This is a genomic window from Shewanella sp. FJAT-51649, assembly GCF_019457435.1.
Lineage (GTDB): Bacteria > Pseudomonadota > Gammaproteobacteria > Enterobacterales > Shewanellaceae > Shewanella > Shewanella mangrovisoli.
Genome location: NZ_CP080411.1, coordinates 771951 through 789672 on the forward strand (window position 1 = coordinate 771951; position 17722 = coordinate 789672).

General features: G+C 48.3%; 23 protein-coding genes. 10 read left to right on the forward strand and 13 right to left on the reverse strand.

Annotated elements, in window-relative coordinates:
* Window positions 1–190: 190 nt before the first annotated feature.
* The 10 genes from K0H59_RS03375 to K0H59_RS03420 form a co-directional block, all read right to left on the reverse strand.
* Window positions 191–466 (reverse strand): HPr family phosphocarrier protein, encoded by a 276-nt coding sequence (locus K0H59_RS03375; RefSeq protein WP_011627201.1) that lies wholly within the window; start codon window positions 464–466, stop codon window positions 191–193.
* Window positions 453–1307 carry an RNase adapter RapZ gene (rapZ, locus tag K0H59_RS03380; protein ID WP_011073702.1) on the reverse strand — a complete coding sequence of 285 codons (855 nt, stop codon included), beginning with the start codon at window positions 1305–1307 and terminating at the stop codon, window positions 453–455. Before rapZ ends, K0H59_RS03375 begins: the two co-directional genes overlap by 14 nt.
* A complete protein-coding gene (gene ptsN / locus K0H59_RS03385) occupies window positions 1304–1747 on the reverse strand; it encodes a PTS IIA-like nitrogen regulatory protein PtsN (protein ID WP_011621469.1) in 444 nt (147 codons plus the stop codon). Before ptsN ends, rapZ begins: the two co-directional genes overlap by 4 nt.
* A 2-nt stretch (window positions 1748–1749) precedes the next feature.
* Complete coding sequence (gene hpf / locus K0H59_RS03390) at window positions 1750–2037, reverse strand: ribosome hibernation promoting factor (RefSeq protein WP_007650503.1); 288 nt, start codon at window positions 2035–2037, stop codon at window positions 1750–1752.
* 28 nt (window positions 2038–2065) lie between these two features.
* On the reverse strand, window positions 2066–3541 hold the full coding sequence (locus K0H59_RS03395; protein WP_220054669.1) for an RNA polymerase factor sigma-54: 1476 nt from the start codon (window positions 3539–3541) through the stop codon (window positions 2066–2068).
* A gap of 105 nt (window positions 3542–3646) precedes the next feature.
* Complete coding sequence (gene lptB, locus K0H59_RS03400; RefSeq protein WP_011621471.1) at window positions 3647–4378, reverse strand: LPS export ABC transporter ATP-binding protein; 732 nt, start codon at window positions 4376–4378, stop codon at window positions 3647–3649.
* Window positions 4375–4926, reverse strand: coding sequence for a lipopolysaccharide transport periplasmic protein LptA (lptA, locus tag K0H59_RS03405; RefSeq protein ID WP_220054670.1), 552 nt, complete (start codon window positions 4924–4926; stop codon window positions 4375–4377). The genes lptB and lptA overlap by 4 nt, the downstream gene beginning before the upstream one ends.
* Window positions 4913–5473: an LPS export ABC transporter periplasmic protein LptC gene (lptC, locus tag K0H59_RS03410; protein WP_208660126.1), complete on the reverse strand. Its 561-nt coding sequence runs from the start codon at window positions 5471–5473 to the stop codon at window positions 4913–4915. Before lptC ends, lptA begins: the two co-directional genes overlap by 14 nt.
* On the reverse strand, window positions 5470–6021 hold the full coding sequence (gene kdsC / locus K0H59_RS03415) for a 3-deoxy-manno-octulosonate-8-phosphatase KdsC (protein WP_023268678.1): 552 nt from the start codon (window positions 6019–6021) through the stop codon (window positions 5470–5472). Before kdsC ends, lptC begins: the two co-directional genes overlap by 4 nt.
* The gene (locus K0H59_RS03420; protein ID WP_011715849.1) at window positions 6021–6998 is read right to left on the reverse strand and encodes a KpsF/GutQ family sugar-phosphate isomerase; all 978 of its coding nucleotides are present in this window, start codon (window positions 6996–6998) and stop codon (window positions 6021–6023) included. The genes kdsC and K0H59_RS03420 overlap by 1 nt, the downstream gene beginning before the upstream one ends.
* Window positions 6999–7560: 562 nt before the next feature.
* On the opposite strand from K0H59_RS03420, the gene mlaF reads away from it, so the two are divergent.
* Genes mlaF through murA form a run of 7 tightly spaced genes read left to right on the forward strand, consistent with a single transcriptional unit; the run spans window position 7561 to window position 12184 of the window.
* Window positions 7561–8379: a phospholipid ABC transporter ATP-binding protein MlaF gene (gene mlaF, locus K0H59_RS03425; RefSeq protein WP_011715850.1), complete on the forward strand. Its 819-nt coding sequence runs from the start codon at window positions 7561–7563 to the stop codon at window positions 8377–8379.
* Entirely contained in the window at window positions 8376–9161 is a 786-nt protein-coding gene (gene mlaE / locus K0H59_RS03430) for a lipid asymmetry maintenance ABC transporter permease subunit MlaE (protein ID WP_011715851.1), read from the forward strand. The genes mlaF and mlaE overlap by 4 nt, the downstream gene beginning before the upstream one ends.
* 54 nt (window positions 9162–9215) lie before the next feature.
* A complete protein-coding gene (mlaD, locus tag K0H59_RS03435) occupies window positions 9216–9689 on the forward strand; it encodes an outer membrane lipid asymmetry maintenance protein MlaD (RefSeq protein ID WP_011715852.1) in 474 nt (157 codons plus the stop codon).
* A gap of 11 nt (window positions 9690–9700) precedes the next feature.
* Entirely contained in the window at window positions 9701–10354 is a 654-nt protein-coding gene (locus tag K0H59_RS03440; protein ID WP_220054671.1) for a phospholipid-binding protein MlaC, read from the forward strand.
* A 5-nt stretch (window positions 10355–10359) separates the two neighbouring features.
* On the forward strand, window positions 10360–10644 hold the full coding sequence (locus tag K0H59_RS03445) for a lipid asymmetry maintenance protein MlaB (protein ID WP_220054672.1): 285 nt from the start codon (window positions 10360–10362) through the stop codon (window positions 10642–10644).
* A 16-nt stretch (window positions 10645–10660) separates the two neighbouring features.
* On the forward strand, window positions 10661–10912 hold the full coding sequence (locus tag K0H59_RS03450; RefSeq protein ID WP_011621481.1) for a BolA family protein: 252 nt from the start codon (window positions 10661–10663) through the stop codon (window positions 10910–10912).
* Between the two features lie 12 nt (window positions 10913–10924).
* Window positions 10925–12184: a UDP-N-acetylglucosamine 1-carboxyvinyltransferase gene (gene murA, locus K0H59_RS03455; protein ID WP_011621482.1), complete on the forward strand. Its 1260-nt coding sequence runs from the start codon at window positions 10925–10927 to the stop codon at window positions 12182–12184.
* A 99-nt stretch (window positions 12185–12283) separates the two neighbouring features.
* Here the strand turns inward: murA and K0H59_RS03460 are convergent, their stop codons facing one another.
* Window positions 12284–12862: a TetR/AcrR family transcriptional regulator gene (locus tag K0H59_RS03460; protein ID WP_220054673.1), complete on the reverse strand. Its 579-nt coding sequence runs from the start codon at window positions 12860–12862 to the stop codon at window positions 12284–12286.
* Between the two features lie 79 nt (window positions 12863–12941).
* Between K0H59_RS03460 and K0H59_RS03465 the strand changes: the two genes are divergently transcribed.
* Genes K0H59_RS03465 through K0H59_RS03475 form a run of 3 tightly spaced genes read left to right on the forward strand, consistent with a single transcriptional unit; the run spans window position 12942 to window position 14677 of the window.
* Entirely contained in the window at window positions 12942–13802 is an 861-nt protein-coding gene (locus K0H59_RS03465; protein ID WP_220054674.1) for an alpha/beta fold hydrolase, read from the forward strand.
* The gene (locus tag K0H59_RS03470) at window positions 13799–14203 is read left to right on the forward strand and encodes a hypothetical protein (protein ID WP_220054675.1); all 405 of its coding nucleotides are present in this window, start codon (window positions 13799–13801) and stop codon (window positions 14201–14203) included. Before K0H59_RS03465 ends, K0H59_RS03470 begins: the two co-directional genes overlap by 4 nt.
* A 33-nt stretch (window positions 14204–14236) precedes the next feature.
* Entirely contained in the window at window positions 14237–14677 is a 441-nt protein-coding gene (locus K0H59_RS03475) for a PaaI family thioesterase (RefSeq protein WP_220054676.1), read from the forward strand.
* A 181-nt stretch (window positions 14678–14858) separates the two neighbouring features.
* On the opposite strand, the gene degS is transcribed toward K0H59_RS03475, so the two are convergent.
* Both degS and degQ read right to left on the reverse strand, forming a co-directional pair.
* On the reverse strand, window positions 14859–15941 hold the full coding sequence (gene degS, locus K0H59_RS03480) for an outer membrane-stress sensor serine endopeptidase DegS (protein ID WP_011625166.1): 1083 nt from the start codon (window positions 15939–15941) through the stop codon (window positions 14859–14861).
* A gap of 125 nt (window positions 15942–16066) precedes the next feature.
* Window positions 16067–17419 (reverse strand): Do family serine endopeptidase DegQ, encoded by a 1353-nt coding sequence (gene degQ, locus K0H59_RS03485; RefSeq protein WP_220054677.1) that lies wholly within the window; start codon window positions 17417–17419, stop codon window positions 16067–16069.
* Window positions 17420–17722: the final 303 nt, after the last annotated feature.

Consider the following 17722-nt stretch of genomic DNA (forward strand, 5'->3'; position numbering starts at 1 on the left):
CAAGATGGCGACGGTGGATAGGGACGTTTGGCTGTTGAGGACTTAAGCCAAAGCGCAGCAGTGTATTGTAATTGAGCGCACGGGAGGGCGTCGAGTCACAAATGTGTTTTACTGGTATAAGGTGCTGAAATCAAAACCAAACAGGGTACTGAATAACGGTAGAGATCATCGAGATGAGATGTCGAGGCAATTAGCAGGCTTCGTCGAACTTAGCGTCAATAAGCGCGCAAATGGCATTGAGCGCTGGTTCGGCATCCGGGCCTTCGGCAATCAGGGTAATGGTTTTACCCATACCCGTTTCCAGCATGAGTAGCCCTAACACACTGGCGGCAGAGGCCTGTTTCTCACCTTGGATCAGCGTAATGCTGGCATCAAACTCTGAGGCCAACACCACGAGCTTAGTGGCGGCGCGGGCATGTAAGCCGAGTTTATTGCAGATGGTGACTTGGCGCTCAAGCTTTGGCATGGCTTAACTCTCGGTGGCGGGCATTCACTTTGTGTTTGCCGTTGCTAAAGCGTTTAGCCAGTTGCTCGGCCACGTAAACCGATCTGTGTTGACCGCCAGTACAGCCGATGGCGATGGTCAAATAGCTGCGGTTATTACGTTCTAAATGGGGCAACCAAGTTTCGAGTAAATTCTCGATTTGCCAGATGAACTTATTGACCAGTGGCTGGCGATTTAAAAACTCTGCCACAGGTTCATCTAAGCCAGTGAGGGGGCGCAGCTCGGGTTCCCAATGGGGATTGGGTAAAAAGCGCACATCGAACATAAAGTCGGCTTCGGTTGGCATACCATGCTTAAAACCGAAGGACTCGAAGTTGATCACCAGTTCCTTATCGACACTGCCAAGCAGGATTTGCCGTACTTGGTCGCTGAGTTCATAGATATTCAGATTCGAGGTATCTATGTAGTGATCCATCTGTTGCGACAGTGGCTCGAGCAATTTGCCTTCAAGCTTAATGGCTTCCTGCAGTGATACTCGGCTCTTAGATAAGGGATGTAAGCGCCGAGTCTCGCTGTAGCGCTTTAGCAGTACTTTATCGCTGGAATTTAAGAAGAAGCTGGTAAGTTCAGTGCCCTCTGGCAGGCTGGCGAGCTGTTTGACGAGTACCTTGTCTTGCTCCGGCAGGTTACGCACGTCAACGCTGATGGCGACGAGATCGTTACTGCCCTTGAGCTGTTCGAGTAAGCTGCCAATCAGCGGCAAAGGAAGATTATCGACACAATAGTAGCCGAGATCTTCAAGCACTCTTAGTGCGACCGATTTGCCTGAGCCTGAGCGCCCTGACACTATGACCAGTTTCATCCAGTGATTACCTGATAGAGTTCCGTTTCATCATGCGTCTTGCGCAATTGCTTCAATATTTGTTTGTCGCTGAGCTTTTCAGCCATGCAGGACAAAGTGCTTAAGTGCTGTTGACATTGGTCAGCAGGCACCAGCAGCGCAAATAAAATGTCGACAGGTTGTTTATCGATAGCATCAAAGGCTATCGGCTCCTCACATTTCACCAATATGGCTATGGGTTGTGTTATATCGGTTAATCGACCATGTGGAATGGCGATGCCGTTACCTATACCTGTGCTCCCCATCTTTTCGCGCGCCACTAGGCTTTCGAAGATCTCTTGAGATGAGAGGGTGGGGTACTGGGCAGCGGCTAAGTCGCTGATAAGTTCCAGTACCTTTTTCTTACTGCCCGGAGTGGCGCAGGTCGTGCATTCCGGCCGCAGTATGGTACGAAGTTCCATTGCTAGTGTTTTGTTAACTTCTCTTTGTGTTTAATAACCTGACGATCAAGCTTGTCGATCAGGACGTCTATGGCAGCATACATATCTGCATGCTCTGAAGTCGCGAAGACTTCACCACCGGTGAGGTTGATTCTCGCTTCGGCAATTTGTTGCATTTTCTCAACATTGAGCACAACGTGCACATTATTGATCTGTTCGAAATGACGTTCAAGTTTTGAAAACTTTTCCTCAACATAAGCCCGTAACGATTCAGTAATCTCGATATGGTGTCCACTCAGGTTTATTTGCATATAAACGTCCTCCGATTTCCACTTTAGGCTATAAACTTTTACGCTGATTGGAAGGGGGAATAAGCATCGCCTCTCGGTACTTCGCAATGGTTCTGCGCGCAACGTTAATTCCCTGTTCTGCCAGAAGTTGCGCCATCTTGCTATCGCTTAATGGTTTTTTCTGGTTTTCCGCTGCAACCAGTTTCTTAATGAAGGCTCTGATTGCCGTGGATGAGCACTCACCGCCATCATCAGTCCCGACGTGGCTTGAGAAGAAATATTTTAGTTCAAAAAGTCCCTTTGGGGTATGCATGTATTTTTGTGTGGTTACCCGTGAAATGGTGGACTCATGCATCTCTACCGCCTCGGCGATATCGTTTAGGACCATAGGTTTCATGGCTTCTTCACCGTATTCGAAGAAACCCTGTTGATATTGCACTATGCAGTTTGCCACCTTGAGCAGTGTTTCGTTACGGCTTTCAAGGCTTTTAATAAACCACTTGGCTTCTTGCAGATGCCCGCGGATAAATTGGCTATCGGCTTGGCTTTTAGTGCTGCGCGCCATGGCTGCATATTGCTGATTAACATTGATTTTTGGCATACAGTCTGGGTTTAACTCGACCACCCAGCGACCATTTTTCTTCGACACCGACACATCGGGGATGACATATTCTTCATCAACAGGGGTGATGAGTAAGCCGGGGCGAGGGTTTAAGGTTTGGATGAGGGCAATGCTCTCGCGCAGGTCATCTTCCTTAAGCTTGGTTTTACGCATCAACAACCTAAAGTCGCGGGCAGCGATCAGATCTAAATGATCTTTGATCAGCATGCGGGCGTTTTCGAGGTGTGGGGTATCCGGCGCAAAGTGGGAGAGTTGGATAAGCAGACATTCGCTTAAATCCCTTGCTGCGACACCGACGGGATCGAAGTGTTGAATGCGCTTGAGTACGGCTTCGACTTCATCCAGTTCTATCTCTGGATTGCCCATAGCTTCGAGGATATCTTCAGTACTTTGAGTGAGATAACCCTGATCGTCGATGGCATCAATAATCGCGGTGGCGATGGCTAAATCGGTTTCAGAGAAGGGCGTGAGGTTTTTTTGCCATTCTAAATGTTCGTACAGGCCTTCACTAGTTTCCCCTTGGAAGGGCATGTCATCTTCACGGCTCGCGCCTGAACCTGAGTTTGGCGATGCGGTAAAGACTTCATCCCAAGTGGTGTCCATGGGCAGTTCTTCGGGTAGGGATTCTTTGGTCAGCGACTCGGCAATGTCCACGGTGGAATTGTCTTGTTCCTGTGGCTGGGCCGTCGTTTCGCTAAAGTCGGTATCGGCGATATCTTGCTTACGTTCGGTAGGCGCATCGAATTGCTCCTCTTCCAGCTCGAGAAGAGGATTAGAGTCTAAGGCTTGCTGGATCTCTTGCTGCAGTTCCAATGACGACAATTGCAACAGACGAATGGCCTGTTGAAGTTGTGGCGTCATGGTTAACTGTTGACCCAGTTTGAGCTGGAGTGACGCTTTCATGTTACCGCTGATCCCTACGTTATTATTTTGAATTTAGGCCGCTTGTTATCATATTGATGGCGCTGATAAGCCAAAATTCAAGGCTAATTGGCTCTGTTTAAGTAACTATAGCCTGAATTGTTCACCTAAGTACACAGCCCTAACTTGCTGATTGTCTAAGATCTCTGCGGGAGTTCCTTCGGCAATCAGGTTTCCGTGACTGACAATGTAGGCATGTTCACAGACGTCCAATGTTTCGCGCACATTGTGGTCTGTGATCAGTACCCCAAGGCCTCGGCTCTTGAGTTGTTCGATGATTTTCTTGATATCGATAACCGAAATCGGGTCGACACCGGCGAAGGGTTCATCGAGCAGAATAAACTTAGGATTGGCCGCTAAGGCGCGGGCAATTTCGACGCGGCGACGTTCACCGCCCGATAACGACATGCCTTGGCTATCGCGAATATGGGTGATATGGAACTCTTCGAGTAGATGTTCCAGCTCTTCTTCGCGTTGGTCGCGATTGAGCTCTTTACGGGTTTGCAGTACCGCCATGATATTGTCGTGCACTGTCAGCTTGCGAAAGATACTGGCTTCCTGTGGCAGGTAACCAATGCCTTTGCGAGCGCGCAGGTGCATGGGATCGGCAGTTAAATCATCATCGTCGATAAATATATGGCCTTTATCACTTTTGACTAAGCCCACGACCATGTAAAAGGTGGTGGTTTTACCCGCGCCGTTTGGGCCGAGTAGGCCGACGACTTGACCCGTTTTGACCGTCAGGCTGACATCTTTCACAACCTGACGACTCTTATAACTCTTAGCGAGATTCTGTGCTTTTAAAGTGATTTGGGTCATTTAGAATCCTGTTTTTTCACAGGTTTGTCCGCAGGCTGATTCTTGAGTTCTTCCTGATAGTTGTCAGGTTGAATAATGGTAATCACGCGATCATCGCCGCTACCCGTGCTCTCAGCGATCAGTTTTTGCTGAATAATATCGTAACGGATGAGGTTACCCGTAACTTGGCTACCCGCTTGGTCTAGGGTCGCAGAGCCCGTCAAGGTCAGGGTGCGGGTCGCCATTTCGTAGCGAATTTCTTTGGCGCTCGCCGAAGCTGGGCGTCCATCGTCGAGAATTTGGCTGTAGGTCGCAGGGTTGCCCGTTGCCACTAAAATCTTGCTGTTTTCCCCTTCGGCAGAAAATGCACGTAGTTGATCTGCATGGATTTTAATCGAGCCTTGGGTGACTTCAACCGGACCGAAGAAAATGATCTGGTTGTTTTTAATGTCCGCAGTTTGGCTGACGGCTTTAATTTTCACTTCTTGCTGTAAGTCACCGACCTTGGCGAAGGCGCTTATGCTGGTGATTAGCATTAGGCCGGCAAGTAATATGTTATTTTGCTTCATAGGTTCCTACTACCTGACTGGTCAATTGCACTTCCTGCGCGTTAAGGTCGGCATAAAGGCCTTGCCCTTGAATATTAAAATCTTTCCCTGTGACGTAAATGATGCGGTCAGAGGTCATTATCATAGTGTTGAGATCGAGTTCTAAAAAACTGGTGGACAATGTCTGTATGGGTTCACCAGGGCTGATGGCATCGATAATAACATTATTTTCTAATACAACCTTGCCGGTATCTTTGTTGAGTCGACCTTGGTCGGCTCGGATCTGCCATTTTGCTTTACCTTGGTCGGGATAGACAAGATAGACGGGCTGAGTAAAGTCGGTTTGGTTTTTCAGCTCATAGTGTTCCATGTGCTTTGCCGTGACGCGACTGTTAACTTGCCCTTGCTCATTAAACTCAATGCTGCGCAGATCTTCGATAATGTAATCGGGCCTGTCGCTGACGTTCAAGCTGTCATCCGTATCGCCACCGCGTTTTTGCTGCACTTGCCAATATAGCACCAGCGCAGTACCAAAAAAGGCGATAATGGCGAGGGTCACACGACTCATATGCTCATCCCATGGGCGGAAGTGAACTTATTTTGGCTCAATAAGAGCAGATCCGTAAGTTCCCTGAGTGCGCCATGTCCACCATTTAAGTGAGTCACAAAATGGGCGTGTTGACGGACATAGGGATGGCCATCGGCGACACAGACAGCCAAGCCGACCACATTCATCACCGGCAGGTCGACAATATCATCACCGATATAGGCGACTTCTTCTGGGGTGACATTGTAGAGCGACAGCAGCTCTTCATAGGGAACGAATTTATTATCTACGCCCTGATAAATATGCGTCACACCCAGCGCCGTCATGCGGTTTTCGACAATTTTAGACTGACGGCCAGTGATCACCGCCAGATTAAAACCACTGGTTAGTAACGAGCGCACACCATAACCATCGCGGGTGTGGAAGGCTTTGAGCTCTTCACCCGAGTTACTCAAATAAATGCGGCCGTCGGAAAACACCCCGTCCACATCGCAGATCAGCAGTTTAATTTTTTGCGCCCTTTGCCAAACATCGTCGCTGATGGGGCCGTAAAAACCTTGCTGTGGCATTAAATCACTCCCGCTTTAACCATATCGAGCATATTGAGGGCACCGACAGGATGATGTTCTTTATCTATCACTATCAGGCCGTTGATATTTTTGGAATCCATCACTTGCAGCGCCTGCGCCGCTAAAACGTTTTCAGTAATTGTGACACAGTTTCGCGTCATCACATCGGCGATAGGCGTAGTGCGTAGGTTGACTTGGGCATCGATAACGCGACGCAGGTCGCCGTCGGTAAAGATACCCACGAGTTTGTTTTGTTCATCGATAACCGCAGTCATGCCCAAGCCTTTCTTGGAGATCTCATACAGGGCATCGGTAATGCAGATATCGTGTTTAACCAAAGGTAAATCATCACCGCTGTGCATCACATTGCTGACTTTAAGCAGCAGCTTACGACCTAAGGCGCCGCCCGGATGGGACATGGCGAAATCTTCCCGGGTAAAGCCTTTAGCTTGCAGCAGCGCAATGGCGATGGCATCGCCCATGACTAAGGTTGCCGTGGTGCTTGAAGTTGGCGCCAGCCCAAGCGGACAGGCTTCCTCTGGCACCTCAATACATAAATGAATTTTAGAGAGACGCGCCATGGTGGATTCTGGCTTGCCTGTCATGGCAATCACGGGAATGGCTTTACGTTGAATGACCGGCATCAGCGCGAGGATTTCGCTCGACTCGCCCGAGTTTGAAATCGCAAGAATTACATCATTGTCCGAAAGCACGCCTAGGTCACCATGGCTGGCTTCGCCGGGGTGGACAAAAAACGCTGGGGTGCCTGTGCTGGCGAGGGTGGCCGAGATTTTATTGCCAATGTGGCCTGATTTCCCCATCCCCATCACTATCACTTTGCCGGTGCAGTTGAGAATTAACTCGCAGGCTTGGGCAAATTCAACGGAATCGACATATTGATAAAGATTGTCGAGGGCCGATTTTTCAATATCGATGACTTTACAGCCCCACTGGCGCAATTGTGATTGGTCTACCATGTCTATCTCTCTTCTTGCATTGTCTTTGTCGCCCCGTTCTGGGATTGGAATAGCACAATTTGGTACGCGATAAAGATGATAAAATTAACGGCTTCTTACTCGGAGTAGCGTTTTATTGTTCTGCCCTTGCCTATAGGGTTGGCGGCAATGGGGCAGGATAACCCGTTTAGCGATTGAATGCCTTGAGCAAAATCATCGTCTTGGTTGTTTTAGCGCAGCCACTTTTATGGCTATGGCCGCCATGATAACCAGTTTGACATTCAATATGGCTTTTGAGTTAAGTTGTCTTGCCTAGTTCAGTGTGATTTCGCTTATCTTATTAGCCTTAACTAAACAAACTTGCTGATTTATCAACAAGGGCGAAAACATTAAGTAACACTTTAGCTTCACAGAGCGAAAACTTAGGGCGCATTCTCGCTGGAAATGAGGCAAATTGAAAGTATCGCAGGACGATAGTGTCGATTCTGTTGTAGGTTAAAGCGCAATTACGTACAATTTGCGGCTCTTCGATTGGTCTGGGCAGGAAGCGTAGGCCACCTCTTTTCAAATATCGGAATCAAGCATGACTCAAGAACAAACGCCGTTGGTTGAGATCCGTCATTTGGGCTTCAGCCGTGGCCAGCGTGTCATATATGAAGATATTAGTCTGTCTATCCCTCGGGGCAAAGTCACCGCCATTATGGGCCCCAGTGGTATAGGTAAAACCACTTTGCTTAAGCTTATCGGCGGCCAATTAACGCCCGATAGCGGCCAAGTGTTGTTCGATGGTCAGGATGTGCATGCCGCGAGTCGTAGCCAATTGTTCGAACTGCGTAAGCGCATGAGCATGTTGTTTCAAAGTGGCGCCTTATTCACCGATATCAACGTCTTCGATAACGTCGCCTTTGCGCTGCGTGAGCACTCGGGCTTACCCGAAGAGATTATTCGCTCAATCGTATTAATGAAGCTCGAAGCCGTTGGCCTGCGTGGCGCCGCGCAGATGATGCCAAGTGAATTATCCGGTGGGATGCAGCGCCGTGCCGCCCTTGCTCGGGCGATCGCCCTTGAGCCTGAAATGGTGATGTACGATGAGCCTTTTGCCGGTCAAGACCCGATTTCCATGGGCGTGCTGGTGAAGCTTATCCGCGAACTCTCCGATGCGTTGAATCTGACCTCGATTGTGGTGTCCCACGATGTGGATGAAGTGCTCGGAATTGCAGATTATGTGTATGTGGTGGCCGATAAAAGAGTGATCGCCCATGGCACGCCTGAAGAGTTAAAGCATGCGGATAATCCGCAGCTCAAACAGTTTATTCAAGGCGCGCCCGACGGCCCTGTGCCTTTCCACTATCCGGCGAAGGATTATCAGCAAGAATTAATGGCTAAAGGAGCTGGCAAGTGAAGTTATTCGACAGTATTGCCGACCTCGGCCGCAGCGCTATCGATTTAGTGCTCGGTTTTGGCCGTGCGGGCCTGATGCTCTGGGGCGCGATTTTTCGCTGGCCTCGGGTGCGTAAAGGTTTTCCATTATTAGTGCGCCAAATCTATGTGGTCGGCGTACAATCTATGGTCATTATTGTGGTCTCGGGCCTGTTTATCGGCATGGTGTTGGCGCTGCAGGGCTACAACATCTTAGTCGGTTTCGGTACTGAGGAGAGCTTAGGCCCCATGGTGGCCTTAAGCTTACTGCGTGAACTCGGTCCTGTGGTCACAGCATTATTATTTGCTGGCCGCGCAGGTTCGGCGCTGACCGCCGAAATCGGCCTGATGAAGAGTACCGAGCAGTTATCCAGCTTAGAGATGATGGCGATTGATCCGCTCAGGCAAATCATTGCGCCACGCTTTTGGGCGGGGGTGATCAGCATGCCGCTGTTGGCACTGATGTTTACTGCGGTAGGCATTTATGGCGGCCATTTAGTGGGTGTGGAATGGAAAGGCATCGATGGCGGGGCCTTCTGGTCGATTCTGCAAGCCTCGGTCGAATGGCGCCAAGACATAGTGAACTGCCTGATTAAGAGCGGCGTTTTTGCCGTGGTGGTGACTTGGATTGCCTTATATCGCGGCTATCAAGTGGTGCCGAATCCTGAAGGGATCAGCCGTGCAACCACCTCGACCGTGGTGCAATCGAGCCTCGCCGTACTGGCATTGGACTTTTTACTAACAGCCCTGATGTTTGGCCGCTAACGGATTGCAGCGCCAAGGATACAGATAGACGGATTAACAGAGTGGTAACTGAGCATGTTGACACGAAAAATTGAATTATTAGTGGGTATGTTTCTCTTAACGGGCTTAGCGGCCTTTTTGGTGTTGGTGTTTAAAGTCGCCAATATCGAAGTGCAGACCAGCGACAGCAGCTATACCCTCACTGCCAACTTCACCAACATCGGTGGCTTAAAGGTACGCTCTCCGGTCAAGGTCGGCGGCGTAGTGGTTGGCCGCGTGAGTAAGATTGATTTAGACCCAGTCAAACTGGTGGCTGTGGTGACGATTGTAATGGACAAGCGTTTCGATAAATTCCCTGAAACCAGTAGCTTAGCTATTTTAACTTCAGGTTTACTCGGTGAGCAGTTCCTCGGATTAACACCGGGCTTTGTCGATGATGATGTGAGTATGCTTAAAGATGGCGACAAGATTGACGATACTCGCTCCGCATTAGTGTTAGAAGATCTGATTGGTCAGTTCTTATATAGTATGGGTTCAAAGGATAAATAGGGGTTACCGCTATGTTTAAACGCTTATCGCGCTTTTTACTGCCGTTAGTATGGATATTTACCGCAACGACCGCACTGGCGGATGATGCACCGATTAACACTATGGACCCGTACGCCATGGTGAAATCCGTTGCCAACAAAACCTTCGACCGCTTTCATCAAGATAAAGCCTTGATCGACGCCGATGCGGATCATTTAAAGGTGATCGTGCGCGAAGAGTTGATGCCTTATATCGACTATAAATACGCCTCTTACAAAGTGTTAGGCCAGTATTTAAAAGAGTCAACCGAAGATCAGCGTAATCGCTTCGTCGATGCCTTCGAAGGCTACCTAGTCTCAACCTATGCCCAAGCGTTTACCGAATACACTAACCAAAAAGTAGAGTTTTCTCCCGGTAGTGATTTCAGCAATGAGAAGATTGTCGATGTCAACGTGCAGATTATCGAAGCGGGTCGTCCGCCGATTAAGCTGTTGTTTAAAGTGCGTCGCCTTAAGGATGACTCTTGGAAGGCGTTTGACTTAGTTGCCGAAGGCGTGAGTTTACTGTCCTCTAAGCAATCTGAAATCTCGAATCTTATCCGCCAACAGGGAATTGATGCCGTGATCAAGATGCTGGAAGAGCGCACCAAAGACAAAGTGACTAAACAGTCTAAAGCAGGGAAGTAAGCGCCGTGGTTGAATTTGTGCAACAGGGTAAAATTTGCCACCTCAAAGGGCGTTTATCACAGGAGCAAGTGGTCGCACTTTGGTCGCAAAGGCAAAGCCTGTTAAGCCAAGATACCCAAATGTTGTCGCTCACTGAGCTGGAGTACAGCGACAGTGCTGGCGTGGCATTTTTGCTGGCGTTAGTGCGTCAGCATGGCACGCCATTGCAGTTGTGCTCAGCGTCGGATCAGCTAAAAAAATTAATCGATTTATATGATTTACAGTCCTTCTTCACCGAAGAAGCGAATTGAAAAGGTAACGAATTTCATGGAATGCAGCTTAATAGAACAGATTTTACGTGACGCGTTAGCACTCGATGAAGTGCACGCCAGCTCCGATGGCAGCCACTACAAAGTGATCGCGGTCGGTGAATGTTTTGACGGCATGAGCCGTGTAAAACAGCAACAAGCCATTTATGCACCCCTGATGAGCTATATCGCCAGCGGTGAGTTACATGCATTAACGATTAAAACTTTCACGCCGACTCAATGGAAACGCGAGAAAATTTTCAACAGCTAGTAGTGAGGAAAAGTGGATAAATTAGCGATTCAAGCAAGCCCTCCGCTTGCTGGTGATGTGATTATTTCCGGCGCTAAAAATGCTGCGCTGCCGATTCTGATGGCAGGCGTGTTAGCCGAGACTGATTTTATTGTGTCGAATGTCCCCAATTTGCGCGATGTGAGCACCAGCTGTAAATTGCTGCGCTGCCTAGGCGCCGATGTGGATGAATTAGGCAATGGTCAAATCCGTATTTCGACCAAGAACCTTAACGAGTTCTGCGCACCTTACGATCTCGTTAAGACCATGCGTGCCTCGATTCTGATCCTTGGCCCGTTATTAGCGCGTTATGGCACTGCAGATGTGTCATTGCCCGGAGGCTGTGCCATTGGTGCTCGTCCAGTAAACCTTCACTTACATGGCCTCGAAATGATGGGTGCCAAGATTGAAGTGAAAGAAGGTTATATCAAGGCCCGTGTCGATGGTCGCTTAAAGGGCGCCCATATTTTTATGGACATGGTGAGCGTAGGCGCGACCGAAAACCTGTTGATGGCCGCGGCACTCGCCGATGGCGAAACCGTGATTGAAAACGCGGCCCGTGAACCAGAAGTGATCGACTTGGCGAACTGTTTGATTGCCATGGGCGCGAAGATCACCGGTGTTGGCAGTGCCACACTGCGTATTCAAGGCGTTGAGCGTCTACAGGGCTGTGAATATCGTGTGATGCCTGACCGTATCGAAACCGGTTCTTTCCTCGTGGCTGCGGCAGTGACCCGTGGTCGTATCCGTTGCTTAAAGGCCGATCCAGCTTCGTTAGAGTCTGTTATCGCGAAACTTGAAGATGCGGGCGCCAAGATCACCACAGGTGAAGATTGGATTGAGCTAGACATGGAAGGCAAACGTCCGAAAGCGGTAAATATCAAGACGGCGCCATATCCTGGCTTTCCAACCGATATGCAGGCGCAGTTCTGCGTGCTCAACGTATTAGCCCAGGGCACGGCGACCATTACCGAAACCATCTTCGAAAACCGCTTTATGCACGTGCCAGAACTTATCCGTATGGGCGCGAACATGGAGCTTGAAGGCAATACCTGCATTATTCAAGGCATTGAGTCTTTGAGTGGTGCGCAGGTGATGGCGACCGATTTACGCGCTTCGGCAAGTCTAGTGATTGCAGGTTTAGTCGCCGATGGTAAAACCATCGTCGATCGCATCTATCACCTAGATCGCGGTTATGAGCATATCGAGCAGAAGTTCCAAGGATTGGGCGCGCATGTAGAGCGTGTGCAATAACATTTACGTAGGATTCGCTTCCAATAAAAAAACCAGCCAAGTGCTGGTTTTTTATTGTATTCATTCAGCTAAAAAGAAAGGGGAATAAGTAAGAGTTGGTTAGAGCGTCTTCTCAACTAATTTAGGGATACATTCCAAAATAGCATCGAAGGGTTCAATGCTTTGGTATCCCCGACACATCACAACCGCGCCTTCAATGCAGGCAATAATGCTAAGTGCTATGGCATTGGCTGAGGTCTTTGTGTGACCTAAAGACTCAAAGTGTTGAGCTAATAATGATTGCCAATCACTGAATACTCGCGCTACTGCCGCTTTTATTTCTGAAGCTTCATCCTCTTCTGGCAGTTCTATCGCAGCTGCAACAATCGGACAGCCATGACGATATTGTGAACCAACAAGGCGTTGGCGCCATAGTGATAAAAACAAATTAATGCCGTTGTTTCGATCTTTATCAAGACAAGCACTGAGTTGTGCGGATGCTTGAGCGCCTGCCCAAATAATGGCTTCAGTAATTATCTGCTGTTTTCCACCGGGGAAGTTGTGATACGCGGAACCAAGCGGAGTACCTGAAAACTTGACCACTTCACGAATGCTTATGGCTCGTAAACCGCTTGAAGCAAGCATGATTGCGGCGGCTTCAATGACCCGCTGACGACCTTCATTAGAGATTGTGCCCATGAAAATCCATTTGTTATAACAGTTGTTATAGGCTAGCATCAAAAATACATTAAGACACTCGTTATAATTAGTGAGCACTATGATCTCAACATCGTTTTACACGGAAGATCGTTATTTACTCCGTGGTCAGCTGTTTTGCACAGAAAAAGCTATTCAAGGTCGAGTCATTGTTGCGGGGGCGACTGGTGTGCCGCAGGCGTTTTATCGCCGCTTTGCTCAATTTGCAAGTGAACAAGGATTTGAAACATTAACCTTTGATTACCGAGGAATAGGGCAATCCAAACCTGAAACGCTAGAGGGTTTTGAAATGAACCTTCTCGACTGGGGTAAACAAGATCTTGCTGCCGCGGTTCAGTTTATGAGTAAAGATGACGCCCCACTCTTTATTGTTGGCCATTCCTATGGTGGTCATGCATTTGGTTTACTGCCAAATCATCAAAAAGTCACAGGTGCTTATATATTTGGTACAGGCGCGGGTTGGCATGGTTATATGCCCTTGTTTGAACAAGCTAAAGTATTAACGATGTGGAATATCGTTCTGCCGATCCTAACGTGGTGGAAGGGATACTGCGCTTGGAACCTATTAGGAATGGGCGAAGATCTGCCAAAAAACGTGTTTAAACAATGGCGGTACTGGTGTCGTTTTCGTCATTACTTTTTTGATGATCCCACCATGGATGGAATTGAAAAACTCTTCCAATCGGTACAGACCCCTATGGTTGCAGCCAATGCGCTAGATGATCTTTGGGCTATGCCTGAATCGCGAGATGCTTTTATTCAGCACTACAGTAATGCGCCATTAACTTGTCTTGATTTATCACCAAAGCTCTTAGGGGGCAAGATTGGCCATATGGGGTACTTTCGTAAAAACGCGATTCCTTTATGGCAAGCAAGTTTAGATTGGTTCACGGCGATTAATAAGGAAAATAAAGCTATATGAGTACATCGAGACCTTGGTTAATTCCCCTTAAATGGATACTGATCGCTACGTTCTTTAGCAGTGTTTTACATTACGTCGACAACATCCTCTTTTTCGCTCATTACCCTGAGCCAAACTGGTTAAATCCTAAGCTTGTTGACCTCTTTTGGTTTGTTATGACACCTCTGGCGCCGTTAGGATTCTACGCGATTAAAAAAGGGCACCATAATATAGGCGCACTGCTTCTTATCGCTTACGGGGCATGCAACATGCTTACGCTTGGACACTACAAGTTCGCTCCGCTAGAAAGTATTGCCGTCAAAATTCATTTGTTTATCGCTTTAGAAGCAATAATGGGATTCATATTGATCGGTTACATTTTGCTGCTTTATAAAAATTCGCTTCGTACTGTTACTCGTTAATTTACTAAACATAAATAATTTAAAGGATTAAAATTGAATATCTCTCATCTCAGCGGATTGGAGCATTTAAGCGCAATCATCAACGGCGACATACCACCTCCAACGATTTTTGACACTATGGGTATGTTTAATCTTCAAGTAAGCCCTGGAGCGGTTGTATTGGGTTGCCGTGCAACAGAGCAACATTGTAATCCTATGGGAGGGGTACACGGAGGGTTTGCTGCAACGATATTGGATTCTGTCACTGGATGCGCCGTACATAGCCTGCTAGAAGCTGGTGTTAGCTACGGAACTGTGGATTTAGCCGTTAAAATGATGAGACCAGTTCCCATGAATGAGCAGCTTATTGCTGAAGCGAAAGTGACACATATTTCTCGCTCGTTGGGTATTGCCGAAGGCACGATTCGAAACAGTGAAGGTAAGTTACTTGCGAGTGGTTCTGCCACTTGTTTTATCAAGAGACCAAACCTCTAAAAGCGATAACTATAGCCGCAGCAACAGATACTCACTGTTTGAGCAAAGTCAGTGAAAAATCACAGTGCAAGATAAATAGCTCTGCCATTTGAGGGATAAGGTAATAAGTGGTTTTGGGATGGCTCAGAATGAGGTTTTATACATGCCTCATTCTGAGATTTATCAAGGTAGCTTACTGAGCTTAATTATCGACGACGACCTTTTCATCGATAATCACGGGCAGTACTTGCTCTTTGCCTTGGCGGATAACCGTCATCATGATTTTCTTGCCGGGTGTGGTTTCGGCAATTCTATCCATTAGCATTTCGACCCCTGGTACATCCTCACCATCGTATTTGATGATCACATCCCTTGGTTGTAGCTGCGCCCGTGCTGCGGGGCCATTAGGATCGACACCAGTGACTAATACGCCGCGTAAATCGGGCAGGTTGAGGATTTGCGCAACAACGGGATTAATCGGCTCGCCAGAGATCCCTAAGGCACCACGGATCACCCGACCATTTTTAATCAGTTTACCCATAATGCTGTGGGCCAATTTAATCGGGATCGCGAAGTTAATGCCGTGGCCGCCACCTTCGCCGCCCACTTGGAAGGCGGCGGTGTTGATACCAATCAGGCTACCGTTAGTGTCGATTAAGGCGCCGCCAGAGTTACCGGCATTAATTGCAGCATCTGTCTGTAAAAAGTCTAAATAACCAGAACTTAAGCCGTTACGACCCGTGGCGCTGATAATACCTTGGGTTATGGTTTGGCCGAGGTTATAGGGGTTACCAATCGCTAATACTACATCCCCAACCTGCGGCGGGCTGTCGAGATTGACGGGCACAGTAGGAAGATTATCACCTTCGATCTTAAGCACTGAAAGATCGGTTTCGGGATCAAAACCTACGACTTCCGAGGTGAATTTGCGGCCATCCTGCAGGGCCACCACAATCTCATCGGCTTTTTTAATCACATGATAATTCGTGAGAATATAGCCTTCTTTACTCATGATCACCCCAGAGCCTAGGCCTTGGAGGGAACCAGAGTTCAGCGGACGGCTCTGATCGATACTTAAGCTATAAATATTGACTACGGCAGGGGCGGCGCGGCGTACGGCCTTAGCAAAGGAGAGTTCGACTGTGTTGTTACCACGGTTTTGCAGTAACGAGCTGCCGAGATTCTTATTGTCGAAGTAGTGTGTAACTAACAAAAACATGGCCGCCATGATAAGGCCGAAGAGCACGGCTTTACCGAGATATAACAGGGTTTCTTTTATTGTCATGGCAGGCTAAGTATTGAAAAAGGTGAGTTAGATTAACATGTTTAACAAGTTAAAGCATAGGGAACCCGCGTTCCCTATGCTGATCCGCATCTGATAATGGGATAAAGATCAGCGCGGCGTACCGATTAACGCAGCACTAAGTACAACAAGCTCTTACCACGGAGGATCTTCAGGGCAACAGCGCCTTCTTGATCTTTGAGCTGCTCCTTGAGTGATTTCAGATCTTTCACCGCCGAACGGTTAATGCCGACAATCACATCGCCTTTTTGTAAGCCGCTCATTGCCGCAGGTGAGCCTTGGGCCACCTCAGTAATTTCCACCCCTTTCGAAGCGTTTTCTAGCGAGGCACCTTGTAGCATGGGGTGTACTGCACCCGCAGCTTTTTCAGTGGTTTGGCTTGCTTCACCTAAGGTGACATTCACGGTTTTCTTATCGCCATCGCGGATAAGTCCCAGTTCAACCTTGGCACCCGCGCCCATAGTCGCGACTTTCGCCCGCAGCTCTTGGAACGATTTAATCGCACGGCCGTCGACACTGACGATAATATCACCTGCCTTGATGCCTGCTTTTTCGGCGGCGCTGCCCGCGGTGACTTCATTCACAAAACCACCGTGCTGGGTATCTAAGCCAAAGCCTTGGGCGAGTTGGCTATCTAGGTCGCGGCCCGAAATCCCCAGTACGCCACGGCGAACTTCACCGTGCTCGGCAATCTGTGCCACGAGGTTTTTCACCATATTGGCGGGGATCGCAAAACCGATACCCACGTTACCGCCGCCTGGGGCTACGATCGCGGTGTTAATACCAATCAGCTCACCTTTAAGGTTGACTAGCGCGCCACCCGAGTTACCGCTGTTAATCGCTGCATCGGTTTGGATAAAGTTTTCAAGCATTTCAATGCCCAAACCGCTGCGACCTAGGGCGCTGACGATCCCAGAGGTGACGGTTTGGCCTAAACCAAAGGGGTTACCGATGGCAACGGCAAAGTCACCCACGCGCAGTTCATCAGAATCAGAGGTTTTGATTGCAATCAGGTTTTTCGCTTCAATTTGCAGCAAGGCAATATCTGACTCTGAGTCGGTACCAATCAGCTTGGCTTTGACTTCACGGCCATCGTGCAGGCCGACTTGGATATCATCGGCACCATCGATCACATGGTTGTTGGTGACGATATAACCTTTATCCGCGTCGATAATCACGCCTGAGCCTAAGCCTCTAAAAGGACGCTCTTGCACTTGTTCCTGCGGTGCATTGGGGCCGAAGAAATAACGGAACACATCGGGTACACGTTGTTTGGAGACGTGTGTGCCAGAAACCGCGACTGAAACCACGGCGGGGGTCGTGCGCTCTAACATAGGCGCAAGACTTGGAATGGATTGACCCTCAACAGATTGCGGAATAGCGGCCTGTGAGACAGCGGGCATCATTGTCAGAGTTGCGGCTAACATTGCGGCTGAAAGTACAGATAGTTTCGTTTTCATCTATTCATAACTCCAAATAAGGGATCAAGGATCTGGATGTAATGCGTCGTGAGTTGTGTCCGCACCAGATCGAATCTGTATCGTTACCGGCTATTTGCCTAGGTAACCATTCGGACACGCACCTCATTGAAAAAGTTCATCAATATTAACAAAGGTTAATTTCTTAACGGCTATTTTATCAGCATTTTATTGAGTGTAACTTAAGTGAAACCTGTGGGCTTTTAAGGTCTTTTTCAAGTCTTAAAATGTTTCAATCATCGAATGAAATAAGTTAACAGCATAGCGTTTTATAAATAAGTTTTT

Coding starts and splice junctions, on each gene's coding strand:
- ptsN (WP_011621469.1), bottom strand. CDS start 1,747: ATGGAACTTCGTACCATACTGCGGCCGGAATGCACGACCTGCGCCACT.
- K0H59_RS03465 (WP_220054674.1), top strand. CDS start 12,942: ATGATCTCAACATCGTTTTACACGGAAGATCGTTATTTACTCCGTGGT.
- K0H59_RS03420 (WP_011715849.1), bottom strand. CDS start 6,998: ATGGTAGACCAATCACAATTGCGCCAGTGGGGCTGTAAAGTCATCGAT.
- K0H59_RS03470 (WP_220054675.1), top strand. CDS start 13,799: ATGAGTACATCGAGACCTTGGTTAATTCCCCTTAAATGGATACTGATC.
- mlaD (WP_011715852.1), top strand. CDS start 9,216: ATGTTGACACGAAAAATTGAATTATTAGTGGGTATGTTTCTCTTAACG.
- K0H59_RS03440 (WP_220054671.1), top strand. CDS start 9,701: ATGTTTAAACGCTTATCGCGCTTTTTACTGCCGTTAGTATGGATATTT.
- K0H59_RS03450 (WP_011621481.1), top strand. CDS start 10,661: ATGGAATGCAGCTTAATAGAACAGATTTTACGTGACGCGTTAGCACTC.
- kdsC (WP_023268678.1), bottom strand. CDS start 6,021: ATGCCACAGCAAGGTTTTTACGGCCCCATCAGCGACGATGTTTGGCAA.
- K0H59_RS03395 (WP_220054669.1), bottom strand. CDS start 3,541: ATGAAAGCGTCACTCCAGCTCAAACTGGGTCAACAGTTAACCATGACG.
- lptA (WP_220054670.1), bottom strand. CDS start 4,926: ATGAAGCAAAATAACATATTACTTGCCGGCCTAATGCTAATCACCAGC.
- lptC (WP_208660126.1), bottom strand. CDS start 5,473: ATGAGTCGTGTGACCCTCGCCATTATCGCCTTTTTTGGTACTGCGCTG.
- mlaF (WP_011715850.1), top strand. CDS start 7,561: ATGACTCAAGAACAAACGCCGTTGGTTGAGATCCGTCATTTGGGCTTC.
- lptB (WP_011621471.1), bottom strand. CDS start 4,378: ATGACCCAAATCACTTTAAAAGCACAGAATCTCGCTAAGAGTTATAAG.
- K0H59_RS03460 (WP_220054673.1), bottom strand. CDS start 12,862: ATGGGCACAATCTCTAATGAAGGTCGTCAGCGGGTCATTGAAGCCGCC.
- degQ (WP_220054677.1), bottom strand. CDS start 17,419: ATGAAAACGAAACTATCTGTACTTTCAGCCGCAATGTTAGCCGCAACT.
- rapZ (WP_011073702.1), bottom strand. CDS start 1,307: ATGAAACTGGTCATAGTGTCAGGGCGCTCAGGCTCAGGCAAATCGGTC.
- degS (WP_011625166.1), bottom strand. CDS start 15,941: ATGACAATAAAAGAAACCCTGTTATATCTCGGTAAAGCCGTGCTCTTC.
- hpf (WP_007650503.1), bottom strand. CDS start 2,037: ATGCAAATAAACCTGAGTGGACACCATATCGAGATTACTGAATCGTTA.
- K0H59_RS03375 (WP_011627201.1), bottom strand. CDS start 466: ATGCCAAAGCTTGAGCGCCAAGTCACCATCTGCAATAAACTCGGCTTA.